Here is a 16,503-nt window from a genome sequence, read left to right as displayed (position 1 = left end):
TATTGTGGTTAGAGCGAGAAGTTATCGAATTCGGGATTTGCCTCAAACTCACCTAAGCGTTCAATTTCAGTATCTTGGCGCATTTGTTCATGCCAACGATCTTCATCCCAAATTTCAAACTTATTCATCAAGCCAACCAACATGATTTTTTTTCCAAGTTCCGCGTGAGCTCGTAAAGAAGGAGCAAGCAAAATCCGGCCATTTTTATCTAGTTGATACTCTGTAGCATTGCCAAGCAACATACGTTGCATTCGGCGTGCTCGTGGATTCATGTTAGAGATCTTTAATAATCGTTCTTCAATTTCTAGCCATTCGGCTAGTGGGTATAACCACAAACAAGGCTCATTCAGTGCGACTGTGCAAATAACCGTTCCCTGATCTTCAGACAAGATCGCGTCTCGGTACTTGGTTGGTACCGCAAAGCGTCCTTTATCATCCAAACTCAGCGAGCTTGCACCCCTAAACATAATTAGCCTTAAAATAGGTTATAAATTGTTAATGATTATTTCCGATCCAATTTGATCCACTAAAAACCACTTTTTACCACAGTGCTCCAGTTTAGGGCTTGACAAGGCTTTTTGTCAAGTAAGCTGATCATCATAATAGGCTTCTAAAGCCAGAAAAAATAAGGCTTCAAGCAAAGCCACTGAATTACGTGGGAAAAAGTGGAAAACAAATAAAAAAATTTTTTTTACTATTTTATTGGCGACGAATTGGGGAAAAATGATTAATGAATAACCAATGAATAGTTACAAATGAATCGTACATCTTTCTTAGCCTGTAATTTTTACTTAACTACTGTGCAATAGTTACTAGAAATTATGTTGATCTCAGAGTCTAAAAATATAACACCCTGAAATTAAATGATTTAATAATTGGTATAAAGGTTGCGAGTTATTGAATACCAATAATGGCAATTTTTAAGGAATGATCATGGCTACAGCAACGTCGAAATCGAATTCAAGTACTGCAAACAGCAAAACAAATCCGAAACCAACTGAAGTAGAGGCGCCATTTACGGAAAAAGCAACTGAGGCAGCTCATCATGCAGTTGACGCGCTGTCAACTCGTGCTGCATCAGCTGAGCATTCAGTTCGTGAAGGCGCATCAAATTCAGCACAAACTATTTCAGAGAAACAAGCTCAAGCTCGCGAGAAACTAGGTGAGTACAGTAGCAAAACACGTCAGCTTGCCTCTGAGAATCCGCTTGCAACAGCAGGTATTGCGTTTGCTGCAGGTATGTTAGTTAGCGCACTTATTCGCCGTAAATAATATGCCGCACTCTCAACATTCACAAGAGAAGTCGCAAGCAGCCACTGATCAGCCTTTGCATGCTGATCAGTGGCAAGATCACCTTGCCAAGTTGTCGCAATATGCTGAACAACTTTACGTAGACTACCGTACCCAAGCTGGGTTGTGTAAACAGGTAGCTGCAGCTGAGTGGCGATTATCGACACGCTCTTTGGCATTAACTATCATCATGCTGGTCTGCTTTGCAGGTGGTTTAGTTTTACTTTGGGCTGGTTTGTTAGCCACAATAGGTATTGCCATATTCAGTTTAAGTGGATCAGTCGCTCTTTGCGCTCTATCGCTGATCGTTTTGCAACTGCTTTGTTTGTTTTGGCTTTGGAAAAATATTGGCTATATCAGTAGTAAAATTGGTTTTGATCGAACGGTTAAAAGTGCCCGCCAATTATTCAACATTGATAAGGAAAAATAATGTTAATTAACTACTTTATTCGCGAACCACTGAAAAAAGTCACTGATCTTAGTCATAGTATGGACATGCAAGATGAACTTAAACGTCAGCATCACCAAGCATTCAACTATCGTTTAAAACGATTCGCCGTCACTAAAGTCGGCCTTGCTAGCGCCTTCACCGCAGGGATGGGTTATCAAGCTTTACAAAGCAATGACCAATCTAAAAGCAAATTAAAACAAGTTAGTCAGTTTAGTTGGCTTCTTAGATTATTATGATCTTTATCAGTAAAATCAGAGTTTTTACTTCTCATTAAGTCGCAATTTCACTACCTTAAAGTATCAGAAATTAATTTCGGGAATTATTAGTGAAAAAACGGATAGTATTAACTGGCGGCCCCGGAGGTGGTAAAACTACAGCCATCGATTTACTAAGACGCGAGTTTTCAAAACAAATTGTTGTCGTTCCTGAATCTGCCACCATGTTATTTGGCGGAGGAATTGAACGTAGCACCGAACCTCACCTTATCAAGGCTCACCAACAGGCTATTTATAACCTACAAAAACACTTAGAGCATATTCAGCGAACCATGCATCCAGATCGTTTAATGCTTTGCGATCGTGGTAGCTTAGATGGACTAGCCTATTGGCCTGGTGAGCAAGATGAATTTTTTCAATGCTTAAATACCAACCTACAAACCGAACTTAACCAATATGATGCAGTGATCTTTTTTGAAACTGCAGCTAAATCTGGACAAAGTATTCATTCTAATAACCCAGTAAGAAATGAGTCTGACCAACAAGCCATATTACTTGATGACAAACTACAAGCTGTTTGGTCTCAACACCCTAATTTTAATTTAGTGAAAAGCTCAAAATCATTTATTCAGAAGGTAATGTTTGGCATCGACACTATCCGCAAAGTGATGGATAGTTATAACTAACAGTTTAATCAAGTCATTAAACTGTTAGTTATCATTGTCTATTAACCACGGTTATGTGGTCGAGCGTAGTCTATGTCAGGCCCTTTTGGCACAACTTGAGTTGGGTTGATCATGGTGTGGCTAAAATAGTAATGACGTTTTATATGATAAAAATCAACCGTCTTACTTACACCTTCAACTTGATATAACTCACGCAAATAGTTGCTGATCGCCGGATAGCTCTCGATAGTACGCAAATTACATTTAAAGTGGCCCACATAAACACTGTCGAAGCGAATTAAAGTAGTAAATAAACGCCAATCAGCTTCTGTGAGTGTATCGCCTACTAAATAACGGTTTTCTGTTAAACGTTGTTCAATTTTATCAAGCGCTGCAAATAGATCATCAAAGGCTTCTGTATAAGCTTCTTGCGTTGTCGCAAAGCCTGCACGGTATACACCGTTGTTGATGTTGTGATAAACAAACTCATTAATTTCGTCAATTTCAGCATGTAATGCTGTAGGATAAAAGTCGCGCTCATTACCTGTGAGTGCATTAAACGCGCTATTGAACATTCTGATAATTTCAGCAGATTCATTGCTAACAATACGCTGCGTTTTTTTATCCCAAAGCACAGGCACCGTAACACGGCCTGAATAATCAGCTTTATTACGCGTATAAATTTGATGCATAAAGTCGCTATTGAAAAGAGCATCACCGGTGCTGTGATTATCTTTATCAAACGTCCAACCATGCTCTAGCATGTCAGGGCTTACAACCGACACGCTGATATAATCTTCTAACCCCTTTAAGTGGCGAAATATCAAGGTGCGATGAGCCCAAGGACAGGCTAAAGATACATAAAGGTGATAGCGATCTTTTTCAGCTTTAAAGCCTGCCTCACCACTTGGACCTGCGCTACCATCAGCGGTAACCCAGTTTCGTAACTGGGCCGCCTCACGTTTAAATTCACCTTGGTTGTTATCGGTGTCGTACCATTTATCTTGCCATTGACCGTTTACAAGTAATCCCACAATAACCTCCTATAGTGTGCCAAATTTTCCTAACTGATAATCTCGAACCGCTTGCTGTAACTCAGCTTGGGTAGTCATCACAAACGGACCCATGTGCGCGATTGGCTGATTGAGTGGTTCTCCAGCAAGGATTAAAACTCCAGCCCCTGTTTGTGAGTTAAATTCAATGTCACTACCAGGCTCAAGAATGAGTAAGCTACCCGCTTTTACAGGACCACCTTGCTCTGTGTGTATTTCACCAGTATGAACATAAAGCATCACTTTGGTTTGCGCTAAAGGCGCATGGTTAAATACAGTTCCTGCAGGTAAGGTCACATCAGCCAGCATGCCATTAGCTGCAAGATCTTGAAGGCTTGATACCTGCTCTTCACCGGCAAACTGCCAGCTTCCAGCTAATGCTTTAAGCTCAACACCCTGTTCATTTCGTGTCGTCGGCGCAGGGGCATCAGTGGTATCTTGGTAACGTGGTGCTCTGAGCTTCTCGGAACTTGGCATATTGAGCCAAATCTGAAAACCATGCATGCCTTCTTTCGCATCTGCTAATGGCATTTCACTATGGATCACACCAAAGCCGGTACTCATCCACTGCACGTCACCTGCACGAATCGCTTTTTTGTTGCCCATTTGATCTTGGTGCTCAAAGCCACCTTTAATAATATACGTAAAGGTTTCGATACCACGGTGAGGATGCGCAGGAAAACCGCCCATAAAATCACTGTGATCATCTGATTTAAGCTCGTCGATCATTAAAAAAGGGTCTAAATACTTACCGTCAAAGCCGGGAATGCGGCTGATGTTTACACCATCACCATCTTGTGTAGCATGGCTATTTAATTGTTGAATCACTTTCATAACTTTACTCCCGTAAATTGTATGAAATGATTGTAGGCGCTAATTTAACTAACAACCATGAGTAAAATTAGCGTCAATCGTTCTATAAAAAAGAATGTTTAGCTGTTCGTTTCTATTATCACGTTATTAAACTTGCTCATCATTTAGATTAGGCAAAGTTAAATAAAAAGTAGTACCTAGCTGTTCACTGGATTCGAAAGTAATTGTTCCTTTTAGCTTTTGGGTCACTAGGTTCATGACTGCGTAAAGACCTAAACCAGTATTTTTTTGCACGCGTTTAGTCGTAAAGAAAGGGTCAAAAATTTTATCTTGAATATCTTCAGCAATGCCACTGCCATTATCTTTTACAGTAATAAGCACTGCTGATCCTTCGCTTTTAGCTGAGATCTCTATTCGAGGCTCGTCAAAGTCTCCATCAAAGGCATGAAAAATTGCATTTGATAATAAATTAGTCATGACTTGGCAAAGCGTCCCCGGAAAGCTCTGTACTTGCAGGCCTTCAGGAATAGCAGAAACCACCTCTATGTTTTTGTGTTTAGACTCGCTCTTTAATGACTTAACAATATCATTTAAATGGTCATCTAATTTAATAACTCTTAGTTCATCACAATGCTGATCGGCAGCTATTTGTTTAAAGCTTGTGATCAACTCAGCTAAACGATCTAAGTTTGAATGAAGTAATAAGCTAATTTCTTCAGAGGTATGTACGTATTTTTCGAGCGACCCCTTACTTACCCGTTTGTCAGCTAACACTTTTCCCATTCTCTTATTTTCATCTTCAAGGTAACTAACAGCGGTAATACAAATTCCGACTGGTGTATTTACCTCATGTGCGACCCCCACAACAAGTCGACCTAAAGCGGCTGTTTTTTCAGCTTCCATCAAGTACTTCTGAGTTTTTGCCATCAAATCCATAGATTCTTCGAGCTGTAGATTTTTCTCTGTTAAGGAAGCTGTTTTTTCTGCTACTTCAGCTTCAAGTGAGGAGACATATAAATAATTAAGTGATTTTCGAAGTCGGCTGATAAAAAACAGCACTATTAAGATTGTGATAAAGCAGCAAAAAGAAAACAGCGATATTAAATAATGCTCGCGGGTCACAGAATTGAGGCGCTGCTCTGTTCGATAATCTAGCATAAATAAAAAGTTATTTATGTGACTCATAATTTCTGATTTAGCCGTAAAATACTCGTCACTGTATAAACTTAATATCGCTGCTACCCGCTCATTCGTTAGAGAAAGTTCAGCTTCATTTTCAACGGCTTGAAAAGCTGCATATTCAATTTTTGTTAAATCATTTGATGCTTTTTCAGCAAGCTTAATTTGTTGCATTTCTTCATGAGTGATACCTATTGAGCTCAACATGTCTTTGAGTGCTTTTTTTTCACCATCCGGAAATGGAGCCTTACCACTTTGTGGCATTAGCATATCCCAATAAACACGGTGATAATTTTCTGGCCGAGGAGCTTCGCCGTTTCGAATAGCTAGAATTTGATTAAAAAAATCTAAGAATTTTGAATTACCCGTTACCGTATATGCTCGTGCCATTAAACTTAACTGATCTGAACTTTGCCTTACTTGCTCCGCCAAAATATAAGATCGATACCTCATTTTAGTTTCAGACTCTATGGTTTTTAAACTGTCGTACATGAAGTAAACCGATAAAGCAGTTAATCCTGCTAATATTACAGCGACCAAATTGAGTAATGACAAACTTTTGATATTTGACTGGAGCTCTTTTTGCATTCTAAAACCTAGAAATTATGATTATTAGCTTTGTTCAAAAAATTTAACTTTCTGATTTATAGATGCATAAGAATCACATCGCTAACCACGGCAAACAAAAAGTAAAACTTTAGGATTAACTAACTAATTAGAAGTCAATTCTAATAAAGTCAATTTATGACTTACGTTTGCCTAAAATTTATTGGCACTCAACAAGCGCAATGATGGCATGCTAAAGTTACTTTTTCTGCTGTTGCTGTTTTTCGGTTAATCTATCAGCCACTGTTGCTCCTCGCTCTCCAACGTCTTTCACGGGGCCCACAGTACTATCGACTAAAGTTTGTTGTTCTATGCTGGCATTAATCGCAGCACCAAAAATAATGATGTATGCGCTGATATAGAGCCACATCAACATAATCACTACACCACCTAATGAGCCATACGTTTCGTTATAACTTGCAAATTGTGAGACATAATATGAAAAACCAATTGATGCGATAATCCATAGCAAAGTAGCCAGTATTGAACCTGGTGTGATCCAGCGCCATTTTGCTGCTGTTCGATGTGGCGCATAGCGATATAAGAATGCCAACGCGCAATTAAAAATAATCGCAAGCAATGGCCAAGTAATAAGCTTGATCAACAAATCAATCAGCTCTGTTAAACCAACTAGGTTAAGCACAATCGGTAAAATACCGATGATCAACAAGGCAACCAGCGCAACAACAATGGCACCTAGCGAAAATAAAAAGCGCACCAGTAACGCCATAAAAAATTGTCTTTTGTTATGCTGATGATAAGTGATATTACAGGCTGTTATTAGCGCCTGACAGCCCTTGCTGCTACTCCAAATCGTTAACAATAAAGTCCCTATGGCACTAACACTTAACACCTTTTGCGATTGCTGAGTCACCTCTGCAACCTGTAGCAAAATAATGTCTCGACTACTTGTTGGTAAAATAGCAGTGACTTTATCAAGTTGCTCATGGATATCGGTCGGGGACGCAAAATAAGCGTAAACAGAGACTGTCGCGGCTAATGCAGGAAAGATCGCAAGCAAAGCATAAAATGCCACCCCAGCCGCCACAAACGATAAATTGTCTTGTGATAAATTGTGATACACGCGTTTGATAATATCCCACCAGCCTCTAACTGGGATCTCCAACGGTGAATGTGCCTGAAATCCGCGCTTATCTTGAGCCATATCTGACCTAATACATTGCTTTATTAATTTTACAGCTGCAAACAGCTTGCCATTAATAATGGCGCTTGAATTGCACTAAGCTAAGCTTACTGTAACAAAACAACCATCCATGGAGTGGTGCAATGAGTCTATATTTATTATATAAAAATCAATTAGCTAGTTTGGTTTCACCTAAATTATTTGTTACCACACAGACACCCACCGACAGCATTGCTTGGCAAGACTTAAACCTACAAGTTACGCAGTTTTTACACACTACTTGGCAAATGTTACCAGCCCTTACGTTGGGCCTCGTAGCTGTTATTATTTGCTATTTATTAGCACGCCCTTTGTCATATATCTTGATAAAGCCGCTTGGTTTTGTAAGTGAAAGCAAGCTATTACATGTTGTAACACGACGATTTTTTAGCATCATTATCATTTTGTTTGGGGTGTACTTATTTTTGCGCCTTGCAGGGCTTACCGATTTTGCTGTAGCTATTATGAGTGGTACTGGATTAGTGGGTCTTATTTTAGGTTTTGCTTTTCGAGATATTGCCGAAAACTTTATCTCAAGCATGCTGCTCAGTGTCCAGCGCCCTTTTCGTATTGACGATGTGATAGAAGTTGATGGTCGTTTAGGGGTGGTTAAAAAAGTGACGGCTCGCGCCACAACTTTAGTTGATTTTGATGGTAATCACATTCAAATACCGAATGCGACTGTGTATAAAAATGTCATAAAAAACCTCACCGCAAATCCTAAAATGCGAGGTCACTTTAACGTTGGCATTGGTTACGATAATGACATTCGCTATGCCCAGCAATTAGCAATGAAAGTGGTTAAGCAAAACCCGGCTGTTATTAGTGATCCGCCAAGCCAAGTGTTAATTGATTCATTAGGCTCAGCAACACTAAATCTAACTATTTATTTTTGGGTAAATAGCAATGAGCACAGCACAGTTAAAGTGGCATCTCAATTGATGCGAGAGTTGGTCAATACCTACTTATCAGAGCAAGTCAGTATGCCTGATGATGCCCGCGAGCGAATCATTTTAAATACTGAAACAGAGCAAATAAATAGTAATTCGAGCACGCCTCCCCAAACATCAAAAACACTCACCGATCATAGCTTAGATGATGTCAGCAGCGATGCCGATGATATACGCGAACAAGCTGATCAATCTCGCGACCCCGAACAAGGCAGTAATATTATCTAAAATTTATTGCTAACTAGGTTTCATCATTGGGTTTATCGTGCATAGCGCGTTTAAACCCTTTAACTGACGTCCCTAAATCACCACCTATTCGAGAGAGCTTTTTTGTGCCAAATAACAGCACCACAATTGCGGCAATAATGACTAATTGCCAAACACTAATTCCTGCCATAACAACCTCACTTTTTAAAAATAAAAGCGCCTTTGCAGGCGCTTGAACAACACTAACAACTGGGAATACAAAGATTAAAAGCTAGCACGTATACCTAATGCGACCTGAGTACCAAAGCGCTCAAGGTAACTCACTTGGTCAGTGCGTTTGGTGTAACCCCAATAACGCTCATTCGTTAAGTTAGTTGCTTCAGCAAACACAGTGAATTGATCACTGATGTTATAGCTCATGCTGGCATCTAACTGACCATAATCAGAGATCCAATAAGGGCCACCCCACGCATCTGGATCCGACAAGAATTTACTACGCCAGTTATAGGCTAAACGCGCTTGGAAACCATATTGCTCATAGTAAACCACCGCGTTATATGAGTTTTTCGACATACCTCTAAATGGCAAGCCTGACTCTTTTAGCTCTGGCTCATCGTAGCTACTGTCTACATAGGTATAGTTAAGCTGAAAACCTAAACCATTAAAGGGCTCAGGTAGAAAATTTTCGAGCGATTGCTGATAAGCAAACTCAGCGCCTTTAATAGTGGCACCATACTCACTCTTACCCGGGTAAGAGGCAAAATAACGCACGCCTTCGATTTCAACTGGGCTTTCTACATAATCGATAAATGATTTCAGGTCTTTTACAAACACCCCACCACTTAACGAGCTGCTGTCTTCAAAGTACCATTCTAAGGTCATGTCTGCTTGATTAGCTTCTTCTGGTGTTAATGATGAATCACCCATAGAAAGTTGTGGTAAGCCTTCACGATAAGTATCAAAGTTTGGCGCAAGCCATGGACGCAAATAGGCTAATGATGGACGACTAATAACTTGTGCCGCAGAGAAGCGGTAAATCAAATCATCAGTAATGCTAAGCTTAAAGTTCATGCTTGGTAAAATATTGCTGTAATCCCCTTCAAATGATTGCTGAACGGTTTCGCGCCAACCATTTTCAAGTGGTTTACCATCTTCTTGTAAGTCAATTAACGATAAATCATACACCGACCCTTTAGAGCTCACTTCTGTTTGTGAACCACGAATACCAACATTTAGCATATACGGCATTTTTGCAAGAGTGCTTTCAAGCGTCACTTGCGCATACGCGGTAAGAACTTCTTCTGTTACCTCATAAGTACCCGATGAATTAAGCGAGGCAACAATGCTCTTGTCTGTAGCTTCAGCATTAATTGAACGATAATAAGCAAGTAACTTATCGTAATCGAAACTTGGCCATGGCTCAGGTGTAATGCTACTTTCACCTTCTAAGAAGTTATCGAAATTCGCCTCAACAAACACGTCACTTGGGATTTCAAACAGGTTAAAGTCACCTACATTTACTACCGTGCTGTCATCAAATTCATAACCGTCACGATCTAAGTATTGGCCACCATTACTAAATTGGCTGGCATTTTTTGAAGCATATTCCAGTTGGCTCTTGGTTTGCTCAAGGTATGTTAAGCCAAAATCGATACGGGTAACTAAATCACTTTCAGGCAAAAATGTACCGGTAAACTTAAAGTCATTGATAGTGTCTTCAACCCCGGTACCTGTATTACGGCTATAGTGCGCACCGTATGATTGATCCGCTGTTAAGCCCGGCGATAAAGTAACATCTGGCAGCATATTACCAGTGGTGTAATCAATGCCAATCGAGTCAATAAAACCACGGGCAACAATAAAGCGATTATCACCACCATTTTCATTTTTCGCTTTTGAATGCGCAACATCCACAGCCAGTGTTAGGCCATCCATTGGATACCATTTGGCATTAAGGGCAAACTGATACGTATCTGTTTTTCGAGGATTGGTTAAGTTTAATAACTCCACCATAGTATTACCGGTTTGCGTCATTGATACCACTCGGCCTGAGTCATCAAATTGTGCATCGGTAAAAACGGGCGTGCCTGGCGTCCAGCTTTCGTCGTAGTTAACAAAACCGATTTGATAACGGTGACCATCGGTGTTGTAACGCGAATATAAGGCATCAAAGTTAATATCTAGGGTATCTGTTGGGCGCCATTGCATTGCTAACGTCGCACCGACGCGTTCACGCACATCTTGCGCGTTGGCAAAATACATGTAACTCGGAATTTTTGAGGCAAATATTTCGCTTTACCCGTCAATTTCTCCGTTGCCATTCATATCGACTGGCACACCGGCACTGTCTGCTCCCCAGCCCTCTTCTTCATCAAAGAAGCCGCTTGCAGAGTATGTGTCTGCACGTAAGGTTTTCTTTGAATAGGCCCCAGAGAAAAGCACACCAAAGGTATCATCATTAAAGTTGTCACCTATGATGAATGAAGCATGCGGGTGTACATCTCCCGTGCGCGATTCATAAATCCCCTTTGCTGAAGCACTTAACGTGAAACCGTCTTGATCAAGTGGTTTGCGAGTTTCGATATCAACAACCGCACCAATCCCCCCTTCAATTAAGCGTGCTTCTGGTGATTTATAAACTTGCAGTGCTCCGACTAATTCTGAGGCAATGGTATCAAAGTTAAAGTCGCGGCCTGAATTTTCAGACGCCAGTTTACGGCCATTCAACGTGGTAATGTTGTAGCCACCACCTAAACCACGTACTAAAATATTTTGCCCCTCACCGCCATTACGGGTAATGGTGATACCCGGAATACGCTGTAATGCTTCAGCTAAGTTTTCATCGGGAAACTTACCAATGTCGTCCGCAACTACAACATCAACAACCGTTGTTGCTTCTCTTTTACGAAAGTTTGATTCTTTAATGCTGCTACGTATCCCTGTAACCTCAATAACCTCAACATCCTCTTCGACTTGGTTATTGTTATTATTCTCTTGCTGTTGTGCAGAGGCTGCGAAACTGACTGACGAAGCCAGTATCGAGCTTATCAATACGCTCAGGTATGTTTTTCTAGCTGTTGTTGCCATGGTGATTTCCTGTTTTTTTAATATTCTGATTTGTTGACTATAAAAAATAGTACTTAAGTAAGGCCTCACACTTAATTTATAACAAAATGAAACAACCTATCAACAAATAATTACCTAGTGAAACTTTCGATAGTTACGAAAAAAGCGTTAAAATAGTCATCAATCGCTTCAAAAGCCTTTAATGGCGTACGTTTAATTTCGAAAGCTACAGGAAGGATTTTTTTTAATTATTTTGAAAGGAACAAGAAAATCGTATTAACTAGGCAACAAAAAAGGCAACCTAAGGTTGCCTTTTAGAAATATGTTTACAGTATTCTATTGTTTTTGTATTAAACGATGATCACTTCTATGCCTAGGTTTGTTAAAGATTCAACAAATTCAGTTGGCATATTTTTGTCAGTAACCAGAACATCTATTGATTTAAGCGGCAGGACATTATACAAGGCACGTTTACCAAATTTACTCGAATCAGTCACTGCAATGACTTTGTCTGCGCGAGTACACATGGTTCTATTTAACATTGCCTCAGGCTCGTAATGAGTGGTGATCCCCGCTTCAGAATCGATGCCATCAACACCTAAAATAACCTTTTTGAAGTTATATTTACTTAGTGCTTGCTCAACCTCATTGGAGTAGAAAGACAAGGATTTCTTGCGTAATTGGCCACCGAGCATAAATACATTTGCATCGTCGATATCGGCTAATACGTGCGCAATATTCAATCCATTAGTCATCACCGTTAGCGCTTTTTTGCTTGTGAGTGCTTTGGCAACTTCTTCAGTGGTAGTACCTGAGTCAATAATTAATGAATCGCCATCTTCAACTAAATTTGCAACAGCTTTCGCCAGCTGAACTTTAATTGCGTAGTTTTCGTTATGTTTATCTTTTACCGAAAGCTCTTTGGCAAGCTTATCGCAAGCGATTGCCCCACCACGCGAACGCACGACTAAGCCGCGCTTACCTAGTTCATTAAGATCATGGCGTATACTAACCTCTGAAATATCAAAGGTTTTAGCCAGATCTTTCACACTAACTTTGCCCTTTTCTTCAGTCATAAGGACGATTTTTTGTCTTCTTTCGATTGTGGTTAGCATAACTGCCCTGTTGGTTTAAAACTGCTTTCAAAGTAATACATCAATACTACACACTTTACGGTTGTAAAGCTAAAATTAGTTTCGAAATAAAATAAAACTTTCAAAACTTACGAACTTTGTTTTATAGTGAATAAAAAAACCACCTTGGTGAAAAAAATGACAACAAAAAGTTCACTCATAGCTCAGCAACAATATATCGCTCGCAGCCAGCTTCTTCCAATGGTGATTATTGGCGGACTGTTCTTTTTATTCGGCTTTATTACTTGGCTTAATGGCTCTTTGATCCCATTTTTGCAAATGGTCTGTGATCTCAATCACATCGAAGCCTATATGGTCACACTGGTATTTTATATTGCCTATACGGTAATGGCATTACCCAGTGCGAAAATTTTACAGGCATTCAGCTATAAGCATGGTATGTCATTTGGCTTGGCTATCATGGCTTTGGGCGCCTTATTATTTATACCAGCAGCACAAACACAAGCCTATTGGTTATTTTTAGTCGCCTTGTTTACATTAGGGAGCGGTCTGACCTTACTACAAACAGCTGCTAACCCGTATATTGTGTTGCTGGGGTCAAAAGATACAGCGGCGGTGCGCATTAGTATCATGGGTATTTTGAACAAAAGTGCAGGTGTAGTTGCTCCATTACTTTTCTCTGCCATCGTGTTCAGTGATATTGCCAACTTTAGCCCTGAAGTCTTGGCACAACTCAGTGACCTTCAAAAACAACTTCAATTACAAGAATTAGCAAACCGCTTAATTAGCCCTTACATGGCTATGGCGATTTCACTGGCAATTTTAGCTGCGTTAATTATGTTTGCTCCATTACCTGATATTGAACAACCTCAAGCAATTAGTAGCAGCGAAGAGCAATCTATTTTGCAATTTCCAAACTTAATTTTAGGTGTGATTGCTTTATTTTTTTATATCGGTGCTGAAGTTATCGCCGGTGATACCATAGGTCTATATGGTAAGGAGCAAGGCATTCTACAGTTTGCTGAACTCACCTCTTACACCATGGGTTTTATGGTGCTAGGCTATGTATTAGGGATTTTGCTTATTCCGCGCTTTTTTACTCAGCAACAAGCCCTGCTATTCTCAGCATTGAGTGGCTGCGTATTTTCACTCGGTATTATTTTTGTAGACACACAACAAACAGCACTCTCCAATATTTTACTATTTTGGCTCGCTGATAACAGTTTCCCTGATACGGTATTATTTGTAGCCCTGCTTGGCTTATCAAATGCGCTGGTTTGGCCCACTATTTGGCCTATGGCGCTGGCAAACTTGGGGAGTAAAACCCAAACGGGTGCCGCACTGTTAATCATGGGGATTTCTGGTGGAGCATTACTGCCGCTTGTATATGGTGTGTTTGCAGAATTTACAGGGAATGCTCAGCAAGCATACTTATTATTATTACCTTGCTATGGATTTATTCTTTATTACGCATTGATTGGTCACAAGCTAACAAGTTGGCGTAAATAAATCGTTCGCAGGCGATGTCACTAAGCAGAGCCTGCTATTTTCTCTGATGCAAAATACCCTAATAATAAAAACTCGCGTACGGTGAAGATACACTTATACATTAAGTATTCGTCATGCTTAGCTGGAGTTACCTGTGAAATCGGTACCCCTTGCAGCTCAATTACTTGCTGATACTGCTGTTCACTGATAGTGAACAAGCGTTTTAATTTGTTAGCCAGCTGTGGTGCACAGGAATTACCCTGCGCAATTAATTCAGCGCCTTGTAAACACTGCATCCGTTCAGTAGCTGTGACGGTGTTAGCCAACATCAAATCTGTAAAAGCCACTAAATCAAAATATAGCTGTTCGGCGGGGTCTAACTCTAAAATAACCGCTTGCATCTGCCTGACGACATCCCGATGCGCCGCTTCTTTTAGCACTTCAAAATGGCTGTCATCCATGTTATCAAACAACTGAGTAGCGGCCACTGGCGTAATAGCAACACCTAATAATGCCGATAAATATTTAATAGCCTGTCGCCTCTGTAGATCAGCCATTAAACACTCCATTGTGATAATGCTTAACGGCATGATCCGCCGCTCTAGCAGTAAATGCCATATAGGTTAGAGAGGGGTTTTGATAAGCTGATGAGCACATAAATGAGCCATCAGTAACATAGACATTACGCACACTATGAATTTGGTTATAGCGATTAAGAACAGAGCTTTTAGCATCTTGCCCCATACGGGCAGTGCCCATTTCATGGATCGCTTGTCCCGGTGCAGATCCCTTATCATAGGGTTGCACGTTCTGGTAACCAGCCTTTGTTAGCATCTCAACTGCCTGTGCTTTCATATCTTCTCGCATACGCAGCTCGTTTTCACCAAACTGACAATCAAAATTAACTAATGGCAGCCCCCACTCATCTTTTAATACAGGGTCTAAGCTCATTTTATTGTGATGATAAGGCAGACATTCCCCAAAACCTATCAAAGCAACTTGCCAAGGCCCTGGTTTGGCAAGCTCTTCACGAAAGGCCTTGCCAAAACTGAGCTCTTTAAAACCGCGTCGCCAGTCTTTACGTGTCGCGTACCCTTGATAACCATAGCCACGAATAAAGTTATGTTGCTCTTTATCATCAAGGTTTCGAAAACGTGGGATATGAAAGCCAACGGGTCTATCGCCATCATTATAATCATCAGCAAAGCCTTTCGGCTCACCCGTGGCGCCAACCCGAAAATGATGATCCATTAGGTTATGACCAAGCTCTCCACTATCATTCCCTAAGCCATTAGGAAAACGTGCAGAAGTTGAATTTAATAACAAGGCTGTTGTTGCCACAGTTGATGCACAGCAAAAAATAATATTAGCCCGTTCGATACGCTCTTTTTTAGATTCAGCATCAATCACTTTCACACCTGTGGCTTGCCTAGTTTCTGGGTTGTAAATAATCTCTTTGGCAATGGAGTGAGTCTGAATGGTCAGTCGCCCTGTACGCATTGCAGCAGGCAAGGTCGAGGCTAAACTACTAAAATAACTACCGGTTGGGCAACCTCGCATACAGCGGTTGCGCTTGGTGCATGGGGCACGACCTTGCTCAGGTTTTGCCTGTGTTAAATGGGCGACACGCCCTATCGTTACATGACGGTTTTTATAATGATTTAGTAAACTGCGTTTTAGATGCTGCTCTACGGCATTGAGTTGGAAAGGCGGTAAAAAGTGGCCATCGGGTAATTGCGGTAAATTGAGTGCTTCACCAATAACCCCGATGTAAGCTTCGACTTTATCGTACCAAGGCGCAATATCTTGATAGCGAACAGGCCAATCAATGCCGTGGCCATCTTGTTTGTTAGCAGCAAAATCAAGATCGCTGAGGCGTAAACACTGACGTCCCCAAGTTAATGAACGGCCGCCTAAATGATAGCCTCTGATCCAATCAAAGCGCTGCGTTTCTCGGTAAGGATGCTGCAAATCATTTACAAACCAATGTTTTATTGATTGCTTAGTAGCATAGCCAGTGCGCGCTTGTTTAGCTTGATTCCGCTTTTCTAGCAGGCTGGGTCTGTCACGAAATGGCAGTTGCCAGTCTTCTTTAAAAGCCGTTGTATAATCGCTTCCATGCACAACCTGCCTGCCGCGCTCAAGTAACAGCACGTTAAGGCCTTTTTCGGTCAGTTCTTTAGCAGCCCAGCCGCCAGTAATACCACTGCCAATAACAATGGCATCAAACACTTTTGCCTGCAT

General features: G+C 40.8%; 16 protein-coding genes and 1 pseudogene. 6 read left to right on the top strand and 11 right to left on the bottom strand.

The window, feature by feature from the left end; genetic code table 11:
• Positions 1-8 precede the first annotated feature (8 nt).
• Positions 9-467, bottom strand: coding sequence for a division/cell wall cluster transcriptional repressor MraZ (gene mraZ / locus L1264_RS03665; RefSeq protein WP_135923486.1), 459 nt, complete (start codon positions 465-467; stop codon positions 9-11).
• Between the two features lie 466 nt (positions 468-933).
• Here mraZ and L1264_RS03660 point away from each other — a divergent pair, with 466 nt between their 5' ends.
• From L1264_RS03660 to L1264_RS03645, 4 genes are all read left to right on the top strand, one after another.
• Positions 934-1,272, top strand: a complete 339-nt coding sequence (locus tag L1264_RS03660) for a DUF883 C-terminal domain-containing protein (RefSeq protein ID WP_135923485.1) — start codon at positions 934-936, stop codon at positions 1,270-1,272.
• A 1-nt stretch (position 1,273) separates the two neighbouring features.
• Complete coding sequence (locus L1264_RS03655; RefSeq protein WP_135923484.1) at positions 1,274-1,720, top strand: hypothetical protein; 447 nt, start codon at positions 1,274-1,276, stop codon at positions 1,718-1,720.
• Positions 1,720-1,977, top strand: coding sequence for a hypothetical protein (locus L1264_RS03650; RefSeq protein ID WP_138556744.1), 258 nt, complete (start codon positions 1,720-1,722; stop codon positions 1,975-1,977). The genes L1264_RS03655 and L1264_RS03650 overlap by 1 nt, the downstream gene beginning before the upstream one ends.
• A gap of 89 nt (positions 1,978-2,066) precedes the next feature.
• Positions 2,067-2,642, top strand: coding sequence for an AAA family ATPase (locus L1264_RS03645; protein WP_199526641.1), 576 nt, complete (start codon positions 2,067-2,069; stop codon positions 2,640-2,642).
• A gap of 41 nt (positions 2,643-2,683) precedes the next feature.
• Here the strand turns inward: L1264_RS03645 and L1264_RS03640 are convergent, their stop codons facing one another.
• The 4 genes from L1264_RS03640 to L1264_RS03625 all read right to left on the bottom strand — a co-directional run bounded on the left by L1264_RS03640 (position 2,684) and on the right by L1264_RS03625 (position 7,436).
• The gene (locus L1264_RS03640) at positions 2,684-3,655 is read right to left on the bottom strand and encodes a glutathione S-transferase family protein (RefSeq protein WP_199526642.1); all 972 of its coding nucleotides are present in this window, start codon (positions 3,653-3,655) and stop codon (positions 2,684-2,686) included.
• A 9-nt stretch (positions 3,656-3,664) separates the two neighbouring features.
• Positions 3,665-4,507: a pirin family protein gene (locus L1264_RS03635; protein ID WP_199526643.1), complete on the bottom strand. Its 843-nt coding sequence runs from the start codon at positions 4,505-4,507 to the stop codon at positions 3,665-3,667.
• Between the two features lie 126 nt (positions 4,508-4,633).
• Entirely contained in the window at positions 4,634-6,253 is a 1,620-nt protein-coding gene (locus L1264_RS03630; protein WP_199526644.1) for a sensor histidine kinase, read from the bottom strand.
• 217 nt (positions 6,254-6,470) lie between these two features.
• The gene (locus L1264_RS03625; protein ID WP_138556747.1) at positions 6,471-7,436 is read right to left on the bottom strand and encodes a YihY/virulence factor BrkB family protein; all 966 of its coding nucleotides are present in this window, start codon (positions 7,434-7,436) and stop codon (positions 6,471-6,473) included.
• Between the two features lie 122 nt (positions 7,437-7,558).
• Between L1264_RS03625 and L1264_RS03620 the strand changes: the two genes are divergently transcribed.
• Positions 7,559-8,632, top strand: coding sequence for a mechanosensitive ion channel family protein (locus tag L1264_RS03620; protein WP_199526645.1), 1,074 nt, complete (start codon positions 7,559-7,561; stop codon positions 8,630-8,632).
• Between the two features lie 19 nt (positions 8,633-8,651).
• Here the strand turns inward: L1264_RS03620 and tatA are convergent.
• From tatA to agaR, 4 genes and pseudogenes are all read right to left on the bottom strand, one after another.
• Positions 8,652-8,801, bottom strand: a pseudogene (gene tatA, locus L1264_RS03615) (twin-arginine translocase TatA/TatE family subunit); the annotation flags it as partial.
• A 74-nt stretch (positions 8,802-8,875) separates the two neighbouring features.
• Positions 8,876-10,873 carry a TonB-dependent receptor gene (locus L1264_RS03610; protein ID WP_235403654.1) on the bottom strand — a complete coding sequence of 666 codons (1,998 nt, stop codon included), beginning with the start codon at positions 10,871-10,873 and terminating at the stop codon, positions 8,876-8,878.
• A gap of 33 nt (positions 10,874-10,906) precedes the next feature.
• Entirely contained in the window at positions 10,907-11,698 is a 792-nt protein-coding gene (locus tag L1264_RS03605; protein ID WP_235403653.1) for a TonB-dependent receptor plug domain-containing protein, read from the bottom strand.
• A 329-nt stretch (positions 11,699-12,027) separates the two neighbouring features.
• The gene (gene agaR, locus L1264_RS03600; RefSeq protein ID WP_135923474.1) at positions 12,028-12,792 is read right to left on the bottom strand and encodes a transcriptional repressor AgaR; all 765 of its coding nucleotides are present in this window, start codon (positions 12,790-12,792) and stop codon (positions 12,028-12,030) included.
• A 156-nt stretch (positions 12,793-12,948) separates the two neighbouring features.
• Between agaR and L1264_RS03595 the strand changes: the two genes are divergently transcribed.
• Entirely contained in the window at positions 12,949-14,280 is a 1,332-nt protein-coding gene (locus L1264_RS03595) for a sugar MFS transporter (protein WP_235403651.1), read from the top strand.
• Between the two features lie 20 nt (positions 14,281-14,300).
• Here L1264_RS03595 and L1264_RS03590 read toward each other — a convergent pair whose 3' ends face one another.
• Both L1264_RS03590 and L1264_RS03585 read right to left on the bottom strand, forming a co-directional pair.
• The gene (locus L1264_RS03590; RefSeq protein WP_199526647.1) at positions 14,301-14,816 is read right to left on the bottom strand and encodes a hypothetical protein; all 516 of its coding nucleotides are present in this window, start codon (positions 14,814-14,816) and stop codon (positions 14,301-14,303) included.
• Entirely contained in the window at positions 14,809-16,503 is a 1,695-nt protein-coding gene (locus L1264_RS03585; protein ID WP_199526648.1) for an FAD-dependent oxidoreductase, read from the bottom strand. Before L1264_RS03585 ends, L1264_RS03590 begins: the two co-directional genes overlap by 8 nt.

The organism is Pseudoalteromonas sp. APAL1, assembly GCF_021532475.1.
GTDB lineage: Bacteria > Pseudomonadota > Gammaproteobacteria > Enterobacterales > Alteromonadaceae > Pseudoalteromonas > Pseudoalteromonas lipolytica_C.
The sequence above is the reverse complement of the archived record's forward strand: the minus strand, read 5'-3'. Positions and strand labels throughout refer to the sequence as shown.

Excerpts from the sequence above, each read along its gene's own strand:
- mraZ (WP_135923486.1), bottom strand. The coding sequence starts at position 467 with ATGTTTAGGGGTGCAAGCTCGCTGAGTTTGGATGATAAAGGACGCTTT.
- L1264_RS03660 (WP_135923485.1), top strand. The coding sequence starts at position 934 with ATGGCTACAGCAACGTCGAAATCGAATTCAAGTACTGCAAACAGCAAA.
- L1264_RS03655 (WP_135923484.1), top strand. The coding sequence starts at position 1,274 with ATGCCGCACTCTCAACATTCACAAGAGAAGTCGCAAGCAGCCACTGAT.
- L1264_RS03650 (WP_138556744.1), top strand. The coding sequence starts at position 1,720 with ATGTTAATTAACTACTTTATTCGCGAACCACTGAAAAAAGTCACTGAT.
- L1264_RS03635 (WP_199526643.1), bottom strand. The coding sequence starts at position 4,507 with ATGAAAGTGATTCAACAATTAAATAGCCATGCTACACAAGATGGTGAT.
- L1264_RS03630 (WP_199526644.1), bottom strand. The coding sequence starts at position 6,253 with ATGCAAAAAGAGCTCCAGTCAAATATCAAAAGTTTGTCATTACTCAAT.
- L1264_RS03625 (WP_138556747.1), bottom strand. The coding sequence starts at position 7,436 with ATGGCTCAAGATAAGCGCGGATTTCAGGCACATTCACCGTTGGAGATC.
- L1264_RS03620 (WP_199526645.1), top strand. The coding sequence starts at position 7,559 with ATGAGTCTATATTTATTATATAAAAATCAATTAGCTAGTTTGGTTTCA.
- L1264_RS03610 (WP_235403654.1), bottom strand. The coding sequence starts at position 10,873 with ATGTATTTTGCCAACGCGCAAGATGTGCGTGAACGCGTCGGTGCGACG.
- L1264_RS03605 (WP_235403653.1), bottom strand. The coding sequence starts at position 11,698 with ATGGCAACAACAGCTAGAAAAACATACCTGAGCGTATTGATAAGCTCG.
- agaR (WP_135923474.1), bottom strand. The coding sequence starts at position 12,792 with ATGCTAACCACAATCGAAAGAAGACAAAAAATCGTCCTTATGACTGAA.
- L1264_RS03595 (WP_235403651.1), top strand. The coding sequence starts at position 12,949 with ATGACAACAAAAAGTTCACTCATAGCTCAGCAACAATATATCGCTCGC.
- L1264_RS03590 (WP_199526647.1), bottom strand. The coding sequence starts at position 14,816 with ATGGCTGATCTACAGAGGCGACAGGCTATTAAATATTTATCGGCATTA.
- L1264_RS03585 (WP_199526648.1), bottom strand. The coding sequence starts at position 16,503 with ATGCAGGCAAAAGTGTTTGATGCCATTGTTATTGGCAGTGGTATTACT.